We start from the raw sequence: 17,684 nt of genomic DNA on the forward strand, positions 1-17,684 counted from the left end.
CTCTGGCATGCCTGGCGAGATCGAGCCGACTACGACCCCGCACGCCATCTCGCCGCGCAAAAATGCGCTGCATAGGAAAACAGAGGTGGACACGGGGTGTCTCATTCGACGGCGCTCGCGAGCGCGTTTATCGCCGCCGCCGTCATGGCGGAGCCGCCGCGGCGACCGTGGACGACGACGAAGGGCACGCGCCCGTCCCGCGCCAGCGCCTCCTTCGATTCCGCCGCGCCGACGAAGCCCACGGGAATGCCGATCACCGCCGCCGGCTTCGGCCAGCCGCCGTCGAGCAGCTCCAGCAACCGGAACAGAGCCGTGGGCGCGTTGCCGATGGCGACGAGAGCGCCCTCCATGTGCTCGCGCCACAGCTCCATGGCGCCGGCCGAGCGGGTGTTGCCGATGGCCTTCGCGAGGTCGGGCGTGCGGGGATCGTCGAGGGTGCAGATCACGGGATTGTCCGCGGGCAGGCGCGCACGGGTGACGCCGTTCGCCACCATCTTGGCATCGCACAGGATCGGCGCGCCGCGCGCCAGCGCCGCGATGCCGGCCTCGGCGAAATCCGCGGACATCTCGACGTCTCGCGGCAGGTCCGTCATGCCGCAGGCGTGGATCATGCGCACGACGACCCGCTCCGCCGCGCCCTCGAAGCGCGCGAGGTCCGCCTCCGCGCGGATGATGGCGAAGGAGCGGGCGTAGATGGCGCCGCCGTCGCGGATGTAGTCGTGACCGCTCAACGCTCGTGCACTCCGAAGGCGGCGGCGAGGCCGCGCGGGTCTTTCGTCCGCCGCAGGATCGCGGCAATGTCGGGCAGGGCGAGGACAGCGACGGGCATATCCCCCGCAGCCCCGCCGGGAATGACGTCGTAGCGCCCGTCGGGCCGCCCCACCAGCGCGAGATCGGCCGCTCGGGGGTGCGCGCAGCCTTTCGGGCAGGCGGAAACGTGAATGCGCGCATCTGCTTGCGCGAGCGGGCGCACCGCGTCGGCGAGGGCGAGCGCGTCCTCCGGAGCCGGCGTGCTCCCGCGCCCGCAGGCGGGCGCGCCCGGGCAGGCGACGAGGGCGAGGCGCGGATCGGCGGGATCGACGACGAAGCCGGCGGCCTGCGCCTCGCGGACGAGCGCGTCCGAGCTCGCGGGGGCGACGTGCGGGATCAGGATGCCACGGGTGAAGGACAGCCGGATCTCGCCGGCGCCATGCCGCTCGCTCCATCCGGCCGCCGCGCGCAGCTGGTGAGCGGTCACGCGCCCGAAGGGGAGGGCGAGAAGGAGGGCACCATCCGCAATGAAGCCCGCGACCTTCTCCTTCCCTGTAGGGAAAGGTGGCGCGCCGCGTAGCGGCGTGACGGATGGGGCGCGGCGCGGCAGCGACGCGTTCCGCGCAGCGGAAGCCTCGGTGTCCGGAGGCCCGCCGTCGGTTTCGGCTTCGCCGAACGCTTCGCGCCCCATCCGTCTCGGCTGCGCCGAGCCACCTTCCCCTACAGGGAAGGAGGGGGGCGGCTCGCTTGTCGTGCCTGCCGCAGTCTCCTCCGTGATCGTGGAACGATGCGCGCTCACGCCGACCAGGCCCGCGACCTTCTCCTTCCCTGTAGGGGAAGGTGGCGCGCCGCCGCAGGCGGCGTGACGGATGGGGCGCGGCGAAAGCCGCGTTCCGCGAAGCGGAAGCCCCGGTGTCAGGTCTCGAGCGCCGGTTTCGGCTTCGCCGAACGCTGCGCGCCCCATCCGTCTCGGCTGCGCCGAGCCACCTTCCCCTACAGGGAAGGAGGGGAAGGGCTGCTGGACGTCGCGCATGCGATGGGCCGGGCCGCGGGCGGTCGCGAACCACGCGACGATGCTCGCCACCGCCGCCGCCGCGTCGTGCAGGTCGACGGGTTCGGTCCACACGTATCCGTCGCCGCATGCGAGCCCGATCGCCACGCCCTCGTCGCTCGGAACGACCCACACGTCTGCCCCGGGCTCGAGGCGAAGCGCCCCGCCGCCATCGACCGCGACGTAGAACTTCGCCGGCAAATCAGCCGTCACCTCGCCGAGCCGCGTCTCGATCTCGCCCGCCAGGGCGGCCGCGTCGAAGACCTCCGCCGGGTCGATCCCGGCGAGCGGGGAGACCAGCGTCAGGCGATAGGGCCCGTCGCTCTCCCCCTCCAGCAGCTCGATGGCGGAAAGTCTCTCGAGTACAGTGGGATGCGTCGCTTCGCTCACGCCGCGGATCTGCAGGTTGCCCCGCGCCGTCACGTCGAGGAGGCCGTTGCCGCAGGCCTGCGCGATGTCGGCGAGCGCGCGCGCCTGCTCCGCCGAAAGAGCACCGCCCGGCGGGTGGACCCGTACGAGGAGGCCGTCGCCGGTCTCCATAGGGCGGCGCGCGCCAGGGCACCAGCCGCGTCGGAGCGAGGGGGCGCTCATTCCGCCGCCTCCCGTCTGTCGCCCGCGAGCACCGCCGCGACCGAGTTCGAGCGCGTCACCCACAGGCCGCGACGCAGCGCGTCGGCGAGGCGCGCGCGGATGGCGTCCTCCGCGGGCGCGTTCGCCTCGCGCAGAGCCGCGTTCGTCGCCTCGTCGGCGACGAGGGCTGCGAACACGGCCTCGAAGGCGTGGGTGGAGACCGCGTCCGTCGTCGCGGCGTAGGCGTAGAGCGCGTCGACCCCCTGCGCCAGCTCGGCCCCGCCGCGCCAGCCGTGGCGCAGGCAGCCGGCGATGAAGCGCGGATTGGTCAGCCGCCCGCGCACGATCCGGTCGAGGTCCTCGGCGAGCGTGCGGGCCTTCGGGTCCGCGCGGGTCGTGTCGAGGCTGTAGAGGGCGGGCGTGGCGCCGAGCGTCTCGGCCGCGGCCGCGAAGCCGCCGACCGCGTCGGGAACGGCATCGCCGTCGAGGAGGTCGCGCTCGGCGACGTCAGTCGTGTGGACGAAGGCGTCGGCGGCCGCGACGCGGGCGTCGAACGAGGCTTCCGCGGCTCCCGTGCCCCCCGCACCGTAGGCGTGGGATGTGTTCGCCAGATAGGCGCGCCCGAGATCGGCGCGGGTCTCCCAGGTCCCGTCGAGCGCGAGGCTCGCGACGCCGGCGCCGTTTTCCCCCGGAGCCGGGCCGAAGACGCGTGCGAGCGACGCGCCGGCGCGGCGGGCGGCGGCGAGGGCGTTCCAGTCGTCCTCTTCCTCCAGCGCCGCGATGGCGCGGGCCGCCTGGTCGAGGAGGGCGAGTTGGTCGGGGAACGTGTCGCGGAAGGCGCCGGAGACGCGCACGGTCACGTCGGCGCGGGGATGGTCGAGCTTGGCGATCGGCAGGATCTCGAAGCCGGTGACGCGGGTCGTCGCGTGGTCCCACACGGGGGCGACGCCCATCAGCGCGAGCGCCTGGGCGATGTCCTCGCCCCCCGTGCGCAATGTCGGCGAGGCCCACAGGTCCATGACGACGCGACGCGGATAATCGCCCTCCTCCTGCAGGTGCCGGCGCACGATCTCGGCGGCGGCGCGGCGGCCGAGCTCGGCTGCGGCGCGGGTGGGGATGGCGCGCGGGTCGAGGGTGGTGAGGTTGCGCCCCGTCGGCATCACGTCGATGCGACCGCGCGACGGCGAGCCCGACGGGCCCGGCGGGACGAAGCGGCCGTCCAATGCCGTCAGCAACCCGTCGCGCTCGCCTCGCGCACTGGTGGGATCGCCGCTGGTGGCGAAGACGTGGAGCCCGTCGCGGAAGGCGGTCTCGGCGAGGTCGCACAGATGCGCGTCGAGGCGGGTCAGCGCCTCGTCCATGGGCGTTCCGGCATCGACGCCGCAGGCCTCGGCGAGGCCGCTCGCGCGGGCGCGCTCCAGAATGTCGGCGGCCACCAGCGCCGCACGGCGCGGGTCGAGCACCTGCGCCGACGAGAACTCCTCCACCCGTTCCTTCAGCGCGGCCGCCTCGCCGTCGAGGCCGGCCTCCGTCACGTCCGGCGTGAGGTGGCCGATGGTGACGGCTCCGATCCGCCGCTTTGCGGGCGCCGCCTCGCCGGGATCGTCGACGACGAACGGGTAGATCACCGGCGTCGCGCCGGTGAGCAGCGCAGGCCAGTCGTCCGGCGCGAGCGCCACGGCCTTGCCCGGCAGCCATTCGGTCGTGCCGTGGGTGCCGAGATGGATCAGCGCGTCGATCCGCTCCACCTCGGCGAGGGCGGCGTAGAAGGCGCAATAGGCGTGCGTCGGGGGCAGGTTCGGGTCGTGGTAGGACGCCTTGCGCTCGCCGCGGCCGCGGTCCGGCTGGAGGGCGATCGTCACCGCGCCCGCGCGCACCACCCGAAACACGAAGGCCTCGCCGTCGAAGGCGGCATCGTCCTGCGGCGCGCGCCAGGCCTCGGCGAGCTCGGCCCGGCGGTCGGCGGGGAGGGCGGCGAGCCAGGCCTCGTGGCGTGCGAGGGGCACGCGCAGAGTCTCCTCGCCCTGGAGGAGCTGCGGGATCAAGGACTTGGCGTCGACGCCTCGCGTGGTGTCGTAGCCCGCCTCCGCCAGGAGATCGAGGACCGTGACGGTACTCGCGGGCGTGTCGAGCCCCACCGCGAAGCCGGTGCGACCACCGCGGGCGGGGTAGTCCGACAGGACGAGCGCGAGGCGCCGCTCGGCGCGCGGCGTCGCGGCGAGACGCGCCCAGGCGGCGGCGCGATCGGCCACTGCGGCGATCCCCGCCGCGTCCGGCACGCTCTCGCGGCGTGCGAAGGCGAGCGCCGGATCGGGCGCGGCCTCGGCCTTGAAGGAGATCGGGCCGGCGACGATGCGCCCGTCGAATTCGGGCAGCGCGATCTGCATGGCGAGATCCGCCGCCGACAGCCCCCGCTCGGACGAAGCCCACGCCTCGCGGGTCGTTCCGACGGGGATCGCCTGGAGGATCGGGCAATCGGCGGCGTCGAGGACGAAGCCGTCGCCCTCCCTGGCCGAGAAGGCGGTGGTGGCGAGGATCACCGCCGGCTCGCGCAGCGCCAGCGCCCGGTTCAGGACGGCGACGGCTTCGGGATCCTTGAGGCTCGACACCGCGAGCACGAGCGGCGCGAGCCCGCGCGCGGCGAGCGCCTCCGAGAGGGCCCGCGCCGGCGTCGTCTCCCCCGCGAGAACCGCCGAGCGGTAGACGAGGATCGGCGCGAGCGGCCTGTCCGCAGGCAGGCGGGCAAGCGCGGTCTCCGGCGCCTCCGGCCCGTGCTCGGGCGACCAGGCGAAGGCGCGCGGCGTGGGGATCGGCGGGGCGATCGCCGCGCGGCGGCCGGCGAGCCAGGCGTCGATGCCGGCCAGCAGCCGGCCCATGTTCTCGACCCCGCCCGCGGTGAAGTAGGCCTCCAGCGCGTCGCAGCAGCGGGGGGGAACCGTCGAGAGCTCCGCCAGCCGCGCATCGGGCCGGTCGTCGCCCGGCACGAGCGCCAGCGCGATGCCGTTCGCCCGCGCGATCTCGGCGAGGCGCTCGACGCCGTAGCGCCAGTAGTCGAGCCCGCCGAGGCAGCGCACGAGCACGAAGCGCGCCTTCGCCACGGTGTTCTCCACGTAGAGGTCCACCGAGAGCGGATGCTTCAGCCGCCGGAGCGAGGCGAGCCGCACCGTGAGATCGCCCGGAGCCCCCGCCCGCGCCGCCGCGAGGGCGGCGAGGTCCGAATCGGCGAAGGAGAGCACGACGACGTCGCCCGGCGGCTGGGCCAGGTCGACGGCGCTCTCCCCCTCGTCGAGGGAGACCGTGCTCGCGGGCTGGAGGTGCATGGTGGCTCGCTCGAATCCCTCAGCCGGCGAGCGCGTCGGCGACGGCGTCGCGGTCGAAATCGTGGAGCCCGATCACGACGAGCGACCCCGCACGCGCCTCGCCCGGCTTCCACGGCCGGTCGTAGCTCTGCGTCAGGCGCGTGCCCACGCCCTGGACGACGAGCCGCATCGGCTTGCCGGTCACCTCGACGAAGCCCTTGATGCGCAGCACGCCTTCGACCTCGGCGGCCTTGGCCACGCGGCGCATCAGCGCCTCGGGGCTCTCCACGGCGGCGACGGGGATGGCGACGCTGTCGAAATCGTCGTGGTCGTGCTCGTGCTCGGCGTCATGGTGCGAGGGGCGCGCAGCGAGGTCGCCCTCGGCGGCGGCTGCGAGGCCGATGAGAGCGGCGGGGTCCGCCTTGCCGTGGGCGACCTCGATGATCTCCACCGCGCGGGGCAGGTGCTCGCGGATGTCGGCGACGACTCGCCGGCGCTCGTCGACGGTCATGGCGTCGACCTTGTTGAGGACGACGACGTCGGCGCAGGCGAGCTGGTCCTCGAACACCTCCTCGAGCGGGTTGTCGTGGTCGACCGAGCCGTCTGCCGCGCGCTGGGCGGCGAGCTTCTCGGGATCGTGGGCGAAGAGGCCCGACGCCACCGCCGGCCCGTCGACCACGGCGACGACGCCGTCCACGGTCACGCGCGAGCGGATCGCCGGCCAGTTGAAGGCGGTGACGAGGGGCTTGGGCAGCGCGAGGCCCGAGGTCTCGATGAGGATGTGCTCGGGCGGGTTGGCGCGGTCGAGGAGCTTCGTCAGCGCCGGCACGAAATCGTCCGCGACGGTGCAGCAGATGCAGCCGTTGGGCAGCTCGACGATGTCCTCGGCGGTACAGCCCTCGATGCCGCAGCCCTCCAGGAAGGAGCCGTCGAAGCCGAGATCGCCGAATTCGTTGACGAGGACCGCGATGCGCCGGCCCCCGGCATTCTCCACGAGGTGACGCACGAGCGTCGTCTTGCCGGCGCCGAGGAAGCCGGTCAGCACGGTGCAGGGGATCTTGCCGAGATCGCTCATGATGGGGTCTCTCACTCGGCCGCGTCGCGGCGGGGGAACGGGGGGATGCGGGCGACGACGCCCTTCTTGAAGATGTCCGGCCGCTCGCGCCAGGGCACGACGCCGTCCTGCGAGGCGGCGTACTTGGCGAGGCCGTCGAGGATGTCCTCGACATGGGTCGCGGGGTCGATGTCGCCCCACACGTAGGTCCAGCGGCCGGGTGCCGACGCCGCGAGGGTGCAGGGGCGCTTGCAGACGGAGAGGCACGCTACCGGCTCGACGCGGATCGGCAGCGGATCGCCCGCGGACGCGCGCGCGGCCAGCGCCGCCTCGAGCACCCGCGCGAGGATCGCGCCGGGCCGCTCGGCCTGCGGGTCCGGATCGCCGGCGTCGCGGCAGGTGGTGCAGACGTTCAGGATGATCTCGCCCGAGACGCTCTCGGGTCCGTCGTCGCGCATTCTCGCCTCCGCCGCGCACGCCGCTGCGTGCTCCTCGAACTCTTCTCGGCTCTCACGGCGAGACACGGCTTCGGCGGGACCGAAACCGCGAACCCCCTCGGCACACCCCGGCCGAAAGGCCCCTGAAAGCGCGTGACGGCAGGTCTCCTGGCTCGCGGGTCGCGGCCTCGTCGCTCAGCCTTCCCGGGACGGACCCAGTGGACTATGAGAGCGACGGGCTCTCCGCTCACAGTTGCGGGGGCAGCTGCGGTGTCGCACCGCATTCCCTTTTCACCCCGTCTCCGGGGCACCGTCGCCCTCATGATTAGCGGTCGCACCCCCGAACATCAACGGCCTTGCGCATGACCCCGGCAAATCCCCTACCGAAGCTCACCCTCGTCCTCGGCGGCGCCCGATCCGGCAAGAGCCGTCACGCGGAGGCGCTGGTGGAGGCGCAGGCCGCGCCCTGGGTCTACGTGGCCACCGCCCAGGCCTTCGACACGGAGATGGAGGCGCGCATCGCCGAGCACCGCGCCCGCCGCCCGGAAGGCTGGATCACGCGGGACGCGCCGCTGGAGCTGCCCGAGGCCGTGATCGCGGGGCCGGCGGGCGCGCCGATCCTCGTCGATTGCCTGACCTTGTGGGTGACGAACCTGATCCTGGCGCAGCGCGACGTCGCCGCGGCCGGCGAGGCGCTTCTCGCGGCATGCCGGGCGGTGCCGGGGCCGGTCGTCCTCGTCTCGAACGAGGTCGGCCTCGGGATCGTGCCCGACAACGCGCTCGCGCGGCGCTTCCGCGACGAGGCCGGGCGCCTGCACCAGCGCCTCGCGAGCGAGGCGGACAGCGTGCTCTTCATGGTCGCCGGGCTGCCGATGCGCGTGAAGTGAGCGCCGGCAGCCGGCCGATCAGGTGCGGCCGATCAGGTGCGCCGGATCAGCGTGCCCGCGCCGTGGTCGGTGAAGAGCTCGAGCAGCACCGAATGCGGCACCTTGCCGTCGAGGATGACGACGGCCTCGACGCCCTGCTCGATGGCGTAGATGCAGGTCTCGACCTTCGGGATCATGCCCGCCGTGATCGTGCCGTCGGCGATGAGGCGGCGGCAATCCTCCACCGTCATCTCCGGGATGAGCTGCTTGTTCTTGTCGAGCACGCCCGGCACGTCGGTGAGGAGGAGGAGACGCTTGGCGTGCATGGCGCCGGCGATGGCCCCCGCGAACGTGTCGGCGTTCACGTTGTAGGTGTGCCCCTCGTCGCCCACCGCCACAGGCGCGAGAACGGGGATGAGCTCGGCCTTGAGCACCGCGTCGAGGATCTGGCGGTTGACGTGGTCGGGCTCGCCCACGAAGCCGAGATCGACCACCTTCTCGATGTTGGAATCCGGGTCGACGACGGTGCGCGTCACCTTGCGGGCGTGCACCATGTTGCCGTCCTTGCCGCACAGGCCGATGGCCTTGCCGCCCTCCGCCGCGATCCAGCCGACGATCTGCTTGTTGATCGAGCCGGCGAGAACCATCTCGACGATCTCGACGGTGGCCTTGTCGGTGACGCGCAAGCCCGCCTGAAACTCGCTCTTGATGCCCAGTCGCTCGAGCATGGAGCCGATCTGCGGCCCGCCGCCGTGGACGACGATGGGCTTGAGGCCCGACTGCTCGAGCAGCACGATGTCCTCGGCGAAGTCCTCCGCAGCCGCCTGGTCGCCCATGGCATGGCCGCCGTACTTGATGACCACGACCTCCTCGTCGTAGCGCTGCATGTGCGGCAGGGCCTGGACGAGGATCTCGGCGCGCTCCAGGGCGGAGGGGGTCGGGTTGGTCATGGCGGCTTATTCCCGGGCTGCGATGATGGCGCTGGCGTGCGCTTCTACTGCCAAAAGCGGCGGGACGGTAGACGCTTCCTCACGACGATTTCGCGACGGCGTTCAGCGCCGCACGAACGCCGAGACACCGATCCCGACCCAGCCCAGCATCAGCAGGACGCCGCCGGTGGGGGCGGCGTTGGCGAACATCGCGCGCCCGGCGAGCGCCCTGAGCGCCAGGTCGCCGCTGAAGAGCACGAGCCCGACGAGCAGCACGAAGCCGGCCAGAAGCCCGATCCGGCGCCCGACATGCGCGCCCATGAGGAGCGCGGACAGCCCGAGGAGGGTCGCGGCGTGGAAGAGCAGGAAGGAGGCGGAGACCTCCAGCGTGCCCGCGCCCGTGAGATGCGTCGCCATCGCCGAGAAGGCGACGCCGAGGAGCCCCGCGAGGGCGGCGCAGACGATCAGGAGACGCTCTGCCATGCCCGCCTCAGCCGGTCTGCGGCGTCGTGCCGGCCGGGAGCGGCACGCCGCGCTCGTGGAGCAGCTGCGCGATCGCCGCGCGCAGCTCCGCGATGCCCTCGGCCTCGCGGCTCGAGGTGACGAGCACCTGCGGATGCGCGGCCGGGCGGCGGGCGATCTGCTGCTTCGTGCGCGCCAGCGTCGCGTCGAGCTCGGACTTCTTCGGCGCGTCGGCCTTCGTCAGGACGATCTGGTAGGAGACGGCCGCCTTGTCGAGCATGTCCATGATCTCGTCGTCGTTCGGCTTGATGCCGTGACGCGCGTCGATGAGGAGCAGGATACGCGCGAGGTTGGCGCGACCGCGCAGATAGTCCCGCACGAGCTGCGTCCAGGCGGCGACCTTCTGCTTGGAGACCGCGGCATAGCCGTAGCCCGGCATGTCGACGAGGGTGAAGAGCCCGCCCACGTCGAAGAAGATCAGCTGCTGCGTGCGCCCCGGCGTGTGCGAGGTGCGCGCGAGGGAATTGCGCCCCGTCAACGCGTTGACGAGGCTCGACTTGCCGACGTTGGAGCGCCCGGCGAAGGCGATCTCGAGCCCCTGCATGGGCGGCAGCCCGTCCGACTTCTCGGCGGCGGTGCGGAAGTCCGATTCGCGCGCGAAGATCTTGCGGCCGGCTTCGGTGTAGTCCGGCTCCGTCGGGACGGGCGGCGTGTCGCGCGTGGGAGTGTCGTTCATGGCTGGCGTGATGCGCGCAAAATCCGTTCCACGCAAGGGGGCTCGCCCGCGCGAGCGCGTTCTCAGGGGCCGGATCGGCCGCCGGGCGGCATCGGCTTGCCGGTCTGCGCGGCGGATCCCGCGGCATCGGCCGCATCGTGCACGATGTCCCCGCCGTCGCGCCGGGCACCGCCGGAATCGAGCCGCTCCTCGTCGCCGCCGGGGGTGCGGTGATCGGGGATCGACTGCGCGTGCGCCACGGCTTCGTCGCCCAGGCTCGTCTCGCCCTCCGCCTCGCGCCGCCTGCGCGCGCGGTCGAGCCGGCTCTCGTCGAGATCCTGGGGCGGGAGCGGGCGGTCGTTGCGGGTCATGGGCGGTCTCCTCGCGGTGGCGCTGGGTCGCTCACGGCGCCAAGCTCGGACGCCCGGCTAATGTTCCGCAAACCATGCGCCACCGTGGCGCGAGCCTTACGCACAACTACCGAATGGATTCGCCTTCTGCGCGTGGTACCCCGATGTCGCAACCAACTCTTCCATTCGGGAGCACGCCCATGAAAGCCATTGCCCTCGCCTTCGCACTCCTCCTCGGCGCGCTGCCGGTCGCGTCCGCCTTCGCCCATGGCGGCGGCCTGGATCGCAACGGCTGTCACACCGAGCGCCGCAACGGCACCTATCATTGCCACCGCTGAACGCGCTCACGCCTGCGCCATGATCACGCTGGCGACGGCGTAGAGGACGAGGATCGTCGCGGATTCGAAGCCGATGCCGCCGGGTCCCGTCTTCTCGCGGCGCAGGAGGCCCATGAGCAGGACGCCGATCATGACTATGGTCGCGGAGATCACGAACAGGTCGGCGTCGTTCATCTGGTGGTAGAGCGAGCCGTCGCGATAGGCGACGTCCGAGAAGGCCAGGAAGATCGTGTCGAAGGCGTTGCCGCCGATGATGCCGGAGACCGCGAGCGTCAGCGCGCCGCGGCGCACGGCGGCGACCGAGGTGACGAGCTCGGGCAGCGAGGTCGCCACCGCCGTCATCAGCCCGCCGACGGCGGTCTGGGCGATGCCCGTCCGCTCGGCGATGGCGATGCCGGTCTGGCTGATGCCGAGCCCCGCCGCCGCCACGCAGGCGACGAGCAGGCCGAACTGGATCCACAGCTTCGAGATCGGCTCCTGGTCGGGCTCCTCCTCGCTGGCCTTCGCCTCCTCGTCGAGGTTCTGCGTCTCGCGCGTCATGCGCGGGAACCACATCGGCTCCTCCTTGGCGAGGCGCACGAGGTGAATGCCGTAGGCGTAGCCGCCGAGCAGGATCAGCGTGCCCGGATGGACGCCGAGGAGCGTCCAGTCCGGCCCGGCGGCGGCGGCGACCGGCACCGCCAGCAGCGTGACGAGGAGCGAGCCCTGCGTGAGGTTCGCCGCGGACGCCGCCGCGTGCTCGAGGTTGGCGCGCCGGTAGAACAGGTCCGCCACCGCGAGGAAGGCCGTCTGGACGGCGATGCCGCCGATCGCGTTGGCGATGGAGAGGCTGGGGAAGCCCTGCCATGCCGTCGACACCGAGGTGAGGATGCCGGGCAGGGAGGTCGAGCCGCCGAGCAGGACGGCGCCCACCAGCGCTTCGCCCCAGCCGGTACGGTCCGCCAGCACGTCCGCGCGCCCGGCGAGCAGCGTCCCCGCCACCGCGATCACCGCGGCGCTCGCGAGAAACCCAGCGATGATCCAGACGAGCGAAACGTCAGAGAGCTCGAGCACGCGTCCTCCTTGCCGAGCCCCGATCCGGCTCCGGTCGCCAACAGCCACGTCGCCGGGGCGGTTCCCCGCATCGGGACCGCGCGTCGGTGCGCTTGACTCGCCGGGGAGCCGCGCCCGAACACGGACGCCCCCCTCCCGCACCCGGCGCGAGCCGCCGCCCGAGCCCCGATGTCCAGCGTCCTCGCCTCCCTCGTGCCCGTCTTCCTCGTCATCATGGCCGGGTGGCTCGCCCGGGTGACGGGCTTCGTCGAGGAGAAGCACTGGCCGGGGCTCGAGAAGGTCACCTACGTGGTCTTCTTCCCCGCGATCATCATCGCGACGCTCGCGCAGGCTGATCTCGCCACGGTTCCGGTTGGCGGCGTCGGGGCGGCTCTGGTCGTCGGCATCTTCGTGAATGCCGTCGCGCTCCTCCTCGCGCGCCGCACGATGGAGAGCCGCGCGGGGATCGGCGGGCCGAGCTTCACCTCGATCTTCCAGGGCGCGACGCGCTGGAACACCTTCGTCGCGCTCGCCGTGGCGGGAAGCCTCTACGGCGAGCGCGGGCTAGCGTTGATGGCAGTCGCCATCGCGGTGATGATCCCGCTCCTCAACCTCATGGCCATCGGCGTGCTGGTGCGCTTCGCCGGCGGGCCGCCGCAGACCCCGCGTCAGATCGTGATCGCGATCGTCACGAACCCCTTCATCTGGTCCTCGGCGATCGGCGTGACGATCAATGCGACGGGGCTGCCGATGCCGAGCGTCGCGCTGGAATTCACGGAGATTCTCGGGCGTGCGGCGCTGGCGGCGGGGCTCCTGGTCGTGGGCGCGGGGCTCGACATGCGCCGCCTCGCGACACCCGACCGGGCGCACTGGATCTCCATCGCGGCCAAGATGCTCGTCCTGCCGGTCGTCGCCGTGACCCTGGCGCGCGTGCTCGGTGTGGGCGGGGACGATCTGGTCGTCGTCGCCATCGCGTCGAGCGTGCCCACCGCGAGCGGCGGCTACATTCTCGCCAAGCAGATGGGGGGTGACGCGCCATTGATGGCGGAAATCATCACCATTCAGACTTTGGTAGCCATGCTGACGATGCCCGTCATGATCACGGTTCTAGCATTGTGACGCCTCCCTGAAAAACGTCTTTGAGATGATCAACTTTTTGCTGTAATCGAATCCCTGGCTCCAATAGGTTGCAATAGCGCCGTGCTCCCGTGACCATCAGTCTGGATTCGGAATATGAGCTCCACCAACCCTCCCGAGAACCCGCCCGACACGCCCCAGGGTCGCGGCGAGGACGCCGCCTTGGCTCGCGAAGAGACCGCCCGCTACATCGGCGCCATGGCGGGCGAGCTCTCGGAAATCGCCCGCGGGGCGGATCTGGGCCTCATCGCCTACTTTCTGGAGATGGCGCGGCTCGAGGCGCAGGAGCTGATCAAGGCCGGCCGCAAGGCGCGTACCACGCGCTGAGGCTCAGGGCGCCAGCGAGACCGCGTTGCCGCCGTGCCGCTCGAGCCGCCCGGTGAGCTCGAGCTCGGTCAGCAGCCGCGCCACGGTCGCGGCGGGCAGGCCGGCCTGGCGCGCGAGATCGTCGATCCCCACGGGAGCGGGGCCCAGGAGATCGAGGAGGAGCGCCTGCGGATCGGCGCTCGACGCCGCGCCCGCTGCGCCGTCGCCCTCGCGCAGGGGCTCTTCCAGGTCCACACCGACGAGCGGCGCGCTCGGCGGCGGGGGGAGGGGGACGCCGAAATCGAGCCAGTCGAGCTCGTCCCAGAGCGCCTCGGCCACGATGTCGCCCGTGACCTCCTGCGCTTCCAGGCTCTCGATCCAGTTGCGGTCGACGAGCGGCATCAGCGCGGAAATCACGTGGTCGGCGCTGGCGCACAGGATGGCGCCCTCGCGGATGAGCCCGTTCGCGCCCTCCGCCCGCGGGTCGAGCGGCGAGCCGGGGACGCCGAAGACGAGCCGGCCCTGCTCGTTGGCGAAGCGTGCGGTGATGAGCGAGCCCGAGCGGCGCGCCGCCTCGACGACGACGGTGCCGAGCGAGAGACCCGAGACGATGCGGTTGCGGCGCGGGAAGTCGCGCGCCTTCGGCTCCCAGGAGAACGGCATCTCGGAGAGGACGGCGCCGCCCTCGTCGACGATGCGCTCGAGAAGCGGCACGTTCTCCGACGGGTAGACGCGCCCCAGCCCGCCGGCGAGCACCGCCACCGTCGAGGCCGGCGCGGTGCGATGGGCCGCCGTGTCGACGCCGCGAGCGAGGCCGGACACGATTCCGAAGCCCGCATCCGCCAGCTCGCGCGCGAGGCGGCCTGCGAAGGTGAGGCCCGCGGCGGAGGCGTTGCGCGAGCCGACGATGGCGACGCACGGCGCCGCGAGCGCCTCCGCATCGCCCTTGAGGCACAGGACGGGAGGGGCCGTGTCGATCGCCCGCAGCGCCTTGGGGTAGGCCGGCTCGCCGGAGGCGACGAAGCGCGCGCCCGCGGCCCGCGCGGTCTCCATCTCCCGCTCGACCTCCGCCACGCTCGCGATCCTGAGCGCTGCGCGCCCGGACTTGCGGGCGAGGCCGGGTAGCGCCTCGAGCGCCGCCTTTGCGCCGCCGTACTGGTTCACGAGCGCGCGGAAGGTGCGCGGGCCCACGTTCTCGCTGCGGATAAGCCTCAGCCAATCGAAGAGCTGCGCGTCGCTGAACGGTGTCGTCATTTCCCCCCGATCCTGCTTTCGGAGCCGGCGAGCAACCGCTTCAGGTTCTCGCGATGCTTCCACCAAAGCAGGATTGTGAGCAGGATTGCAAGCTCCGCCATCTGTCGCTCGCCGAAATACCACAATGCGAGCGGCGCCGTCAGGCTGCCGACCAAGGCGGAGAGGGAGGAATAGCGGGTGGTGAAGGCGACGGCGAGCCATGCGGCGCAGAACAGGAGCCCGACCCGCCAGTCGAGCCCGAAGAGCACGCCGATATAGGTCGCGACCCCCTTGCCGCCCTTGAAGCCGAGCCAGACGGGGTAGCAATGGCCGAGAAAGGCGCCGAAGGCTGCGATGACGGCGGTCTGCGGGCCCCATTGCCAGGCGATCAGCACGGCGACGGTGCCCTTGAGCGCGTCTCCCAGCAGCGTCGCCGCGGCGAGGTCCTTGCGGCCGGTGCGCAGCACGTTGGTCGTGCCGATGTTGCCCGAGCCGATGTTGCGCACGTCGCCCAGCCCCGCGGCCTTCGTGATCAGGAGCCCGAAGGGGATAGACCCGGCGAGATACCCGCCGATCAGCGCCGCGAGGTAGTAGGGCCAGGCGAGGCCCCAATTCATGGATTCGACGAACATGGATGGCTCTTCGCGGTTCGATGCGTGACGGCCGCCGGTCGACCAGGCGTGCGGCGGTCACTTGTCCATGACCGCGTTTCCGCCGACGGCCGCGACCTCGCTTCTCCTTCCCTGTAGGGCAAGGAAAGGGAGGCGCAGGACGAATCGGCGCTCCAAATGGCCATCCGCCTCGTCCTCCGGATCACGCCGCGTAGGCCACGCGGCCGGCGACGAGGGTCAGGTGCACGCGGCCTTCGAGGCGGGCCTCGTCGAAGGGGGAGTTCTTCGAGCGGGAGCGCAGGTCCCGCTTGTCGAGCACCCAGGGCTCGTCGGGGTCGAAGAGGATGAGGTCCGCCGGCGCGCCGCGGGCGAGGCGGCCCTGCTCGAGGCCGAGGATTTCGGCCGGGCGCGAGGTCATGGCGGCGATCAGCGCCGGCAGCGAGATCCGGTCGGCGTGGACGAGCCGCAGGCCCGCCGACAGGAGCGTCTCGAGGCCGAGCGCGCCGTTCGCGGCCTCCGCGAAGGGCAGGCGCTTCGTCTCGACGTCCTGCGGGTCGTGGTCGGAGACGACGACGTCGATCACGCCCTCGACCAGGGCCTCGATCAGCGCCTGCCGGTCCGCCTCGCCGCGCAACGGCGGGGAGAGCTTGAAGAAGGTGCGGTAGCCGCCGATGTCGTTCTCGTTGAAGGTCAGCGAGTTGATCGAGACGCCGCAGGAGAGGCCGATGCCGGCCTCCTTGGCGCGCCGCGCGATCTCGATGGAATCGAGGCAGGAGATCAGCGGCGCGTGCAGGCGCGAGCCGGCGAGGCGCGCGAGGCGCACGTCGCGCTCGAGCACGATCGTCTCCGCCTCCTTCGGGATGCCGAGGAGGCCCAGCCTCGCGGAGAACTCGCCCTCGTTCATGACGCCGTCGCCGACGAGGTCGCGATCCTCGCAATGGTTCATCACGAGCGCGCCGACGTCGCGGGCGTAGAGCAGGGCGCGGCGCATGACGCGGGCGTTGGTGAGGCTGCGCGTGCCGTCGGTGAAGGCGACCGCGCCGGCTTCGCCCAAGAGGCCGAACTCGGTCATCTCCTTGCCCTCGCGGCCCTTGGTGAGGGCGGCGGCGGGCAGCACGCGCACGATCGCCGTGTCGCGGGCGCGGCGCAGCATGTAGTCGACGATCGCCGGCTCGTCGACGGCGGGGTCGGTGTCGGGCATGGTGACGAAGGTCGTCACACCGCCCGCGGCCGCCGCCTCGCTCGCGGAGGCGAGCGTCTCGCGATGCTCGGCGCCGGGCTCGCCCACGAAGACCCGCATGTCGATCAGCCCCGGCGCGAGGACGCGCCCGTCGCAGGCGATGGTGCGCGCACCCTCGGGCGAGGGCGGGGCCGCGCCCCAGACGACGTCGGCGATGCGGCCGTCTTCCACGAGGACGGAGCCGCGCCCTTCCTTCAGGCGTTGCGGGTCGACGAGGTGGGCGTCGGCGAGGACGAGGGTGGTCATCGGCTCACCCGTTGGGCAGGTGGGAGGCGAGCGCCTCGAGCACGGCCATGCGCACGGCGACCCCCATCTCCACCTGCTCCTTGATCAGCGATTGCGACCCGTCGGCGATGTCGGAGGCGATCTCGACGCCGCGGTTCATCGGGCCGGGATGCATCACCAGCGCGTCCGGCGCGGCGTGCGAGAGCTTCTCGGCGTCGAGCCCGTGATAGCGGAAATATTCCTTCACGGAGGGCACGAAGGAGCCGTGCATGCGCTCGCGCTGCAGGCGCAGCATCATGACGATGTCGGCGCCCTCGATGCCGCGGCGCATGTCCGTGAAGCAGGGGAAGCCCAGCCCCTCGATGCCGGCCGGCAGCAGCGTCGAGGGCGCGACGAGGCGCACCTTGGCGCCGAGCGCCGCGAGCAGGATCATGTTCGAGCGCGCGACCCGCGAATGCAGGATGTCGCCGCAGATCGCCACCGTCAGCCCCTGGATGCGGCCCTTGTTGCGGCGGATCGTGAGCGCGTCGAGGAGCGCTTGCGTGGGATGCTCGTGCGCCCCGTCGCCGGCGTTGACCACGGCGCAGTCGACCTTGCGCGCCAGGAGATGCACGGCGCCCGCGGAATGGTGGCGCACGACGATGATGTCGGGATGCATCGCATTGAGCGTCGCCGCGGTGTCGACCAGCGTCTCGCCCTTCTTCACCGAGGAGGAGGCCACCGCCATGTTCATCACGTCGGCGCCGAGCCGCTTGCCGGCGAGCTCGAAGGAGGCCTGCGTGCGCGTCGAGGGCTCGAAGAACAGGTTGATCTGCGTGCGCCCCCGCAGCGTGCCCTTCTTCTTCTCGACCTGCCGCGACACCTCCACGGCCTCGTCGGCAGCGTCCAGCAGCGCCTCGATGTCGAGGGGCGAGAGGCCCTCGATGCCGAGGAGGTGGCGGTGCGGATAGCGGGGGCGGGCGGCGTCGGGCATGAAAAGGACGGTATAGACGCACCGCGCGCGGGGGCAAGGGCCATCAGGAACGCGACGAGGCGTCGTCTCGTTGCGCCGCCGGCAAAGCACGTCGAGATGCGTCCCG

Annotated in this window: 18 protein-coding genes and 1 riboswitch; of the genes, 4 read left to right on the top strand and 14 right to left on the bottom strand. The window is 72.1% G+C overall.

From position 1 onward, the window contains the following. Positions 1–101: 101 nt before the first annotated feature. The 5 genes from IEX89_RS19220 to IEX89_RS19240 are packed head-to-tail and all read right to left on the bottom strand — an operon-like array spanning position 102 to position 7,182. Positions 102–731: a precorrin-8X methylmutase gene (locus IEX89_RS19220; protein ID WP_188914887.1), complete on the bottom strand. Its 630-nt coding sequence runs from the start codon at positions 729–731 to the stop codon at positions 102–104. Then, complete coding sequence (locus tag IEX89_RS19225) at positions 728–2,392, bottom strand: ferredoxin-like domain-containing protein (RefSeq protein WP_188914888.1); 1,665 nt, start codon at positions 2,390–2,392, stop codon at positions 728–730. The genes IEX89_RS19220 and IEX89_RS19225 overlap by 4 nt, the downstream gene beginning before the upstream one ends. Further along, the gene (cobN, locus tag IEX89_RS19230) at positions 2,389–5,691 is read right to left on the bottom strand and encodes a cobaltochelatase subunit CobN (RefSeq protein WP_188914889.1); all 3,303 of its coding nucleotides are present in this window, start codon (positions 5,689–5,691) and stop codon (positions 2,389–2,391) included. The genes IEX89_RS19225 and cobN overlap by 4 nt, the downstream gene beginning before the upstream one ends. 19 nt (positions 5,692–5,710) lie before the next feature. Beyond that, positions 5,711–6,745, bottom strand: coding sequence for a cobalamin biosynthesis protein CobW (gene cobW, locus IEX89_RS19235; RefSeq protein ID WP_188914890.1), 1,035 nt, complete (start codon positions 6,743–6,745; stop codon positions 5,711–5,713). An 11-nt stretch (positions 6,746–6,756) separates the two neighbouring features. Continuing rightward, entirely contained in the window at positions 6,757–7,182 is a 426-nt protein-coding gene (locus IEX89_RS19240; protein ID WP_188914891.1) for a DUF1636 family protein, read from the bottom strand. A 120-nt stretch (positions 7,183–7,302) separates the two neighbouring features. Continuing rightward, positions 7,303–7,491: riboswitch (cobalamin riboswitch) on the bottom strand. A gap of 32 nt (positions 7,492–7,523) precedes the next feature. Here IEX89_RS19240 and cobU point away from each other — a divergent pair. Beyond that, on the top strand, positions 7,524–8,048 hold the full coding sequence (gene cobU, locus IEX89_RS19245; RefSeq protein ID WP_188914892.1) for a bifunctional adenosylcobinamide kinase/adenosylcobinamide-phosphate guanylyltransferase: 525 nt from the start codon (positions 7,524–7,526) through the stop codon (positions 8,046–8,048). A gap of 32 nt (positions 8,049–8,080) precedes the next feature. Here the strand turns inward: cobU and argB are convergent, their stop codons facing one another. The 4 genes from argB to IEX89_RS19265 form a co-directional block, all read right to left on the bottom strand. Beyond that, entirely contained in the window at positions 8,081–8,977 is an 897-nt protein-coding gene (argB, locus tag IEX89_RS19250; protein ID WP_188914893.1) for an acetylglutamate kinase, read from the bottom strand. A 102-nt stretch (positions 8,978–9,079) separates the two neighbouring features. Further along, a complete protein-coding gene (locus IEX89_RS19255; protein WP_188914894.1) occupies positions 9,080–9,439 on the bottom strand; it encodes a DUF423 domain-containing protein in 360 nt (119 codons plus the stop codon). 7 nt (positions 9,440–9,446) lie between these two features. After that, entirely contained in the window at positions 9,447–10,154 is a 708-nt protein-coding gene (gene yihA / locus IEX89_RS19260; protein ID WP_188914895.1) for a ribosome biogenesis GTP-binding protein YihA/YsxC, read from the bottom strand. Between the two features lie 62 nt (positions 10,155–10,216). Next, positions 10,217–10,504, bottom strand: a complete 288-nt coding sequence (locus IEX89_RS19265; protein WP_188914896.1) for a hypothetical protein — start codon at positions 10,502–10,504, stop codon at positions 10,217–10,219. A 179-nt stretch (positions 10,505–10,683) separates the two neighbouring features. Here IEX89_RS19265 and IEX89_RS19270 point away from each other — a divergent pair, with 179 nt between their 5' ends. Further along, positions 10,684–10,821 (top strand): YHYH domain-containing protein, encoded by a 138-nt coding sequence (locus IEX89_RS19270; RefSeq protein ID WP_188914897.1) that lies wholly within the window; start codon positions 10,684–10,686, stop codon positions 10,819–10,821. Between the two features lie 6 nt (positions 10,822–10,827). Here IEX89_RS19270 and IEX89_RS19275 read toward each other — a convergent pair whose 3' ends face one another. Continuing rightward, a complete protein-coding gene (locus IEX89_RS19275) occupies positions 10,828–11,874 on the bottom strand; it encodes a sodium:calcium antiporter (protein ID WP_188914898.1) in 1,047 nt (348 codons plus the stop codon). Positions 11,875–12,042: 168 nt separating this feature from the next. On the opposite strand from IEX89_RS19275, the gene IEX89_RS19280 reads away from it, so the two are divergent. Continuing rightward, entirely contained in the window at positions 12,043–12,972 is a 930-nt protein-coding gene (locus IEX89_RS19280) for an AEC family transporter (RefSeq protein WP_188914899.1), read from the top strand. A gap of 114 nt (positions 12,973–13,086) precedes the next feature. After that, entirely contained in the window at positions 13,087–13,317 is a 231-nt protein-coding gene (locus tag IEX89_RS19285) for a hypothetical protein (protein WP_188914900.1), read from the top strand. A gap of 3 nt (positions 13,318–13,320) precedes the next feature. Here the strand turns inward: IEX89_RS19285 and dprA are convergent, their stop codons facing one another. The 4 genes from dprA to IEX89_RS19305 form a co-directional block, all read right to left on the bottom strand. Beyond that, positions 13,321–14,550, bottom strand: coding sequence for a DNA-processing protein DprA (gene dprA, locus IEX89_RS19290; RefSeq protein WP_188914901.1), 1,230 nt, complete (start codon positions 14,548–14,550; stop codon positions 13,321–13,323). Then, positions 14,547–15,161, bottom strand: a complete 615-nt coding sequence (gene plsY, locus IEX89_RS19295) for a glycerol-3-phosphate 1-O-acyltransferase PlsY (protein WP_188914902.1) — start codon at positions 15,159–15,161, stop codon at positions 14,547–14,549. Before plsY ends, dprA begins: the two co-directional genes overlap by 4 nt. A gap of 181 nt (positions 15,162–15,342) precedes the next feature. After that, entirely contained in the window at positions 15,343–16,626 is a 1,284-nt protein-coding gene (locus tag IEX89_RS19300; RefSeq protein WP_188914903.1) for a dihydroorotase, read from the bottom strand. Between the two features lie 4 nt (positions 16,627–16,630). Beyond that, positions 16,631–17,578, bottom strand: a complete 948-nt coding sequence (locus tag IEX89_RS19305) for an aspartate carbamoyltransferase catalytic subunit (RefSeq protein WP_188914904.1) — start codon at positions 17,576–17,578, stop codon at positions 16,631–16,633. Positions 17,579–17,684: the final 106 nt, after the last annotated feature.

This window comes from Salinarimonas ramus, assembly GCF_014645695.1.
In the GTDB taxonomy this organism is placed as follows: domain Bacteria; phylum Pseudomonadota; class Alphaproteobacteria; order Rhizobiales; family Beijerinckiaceae; genus Salinarimonas; species Salinarimonas ramus.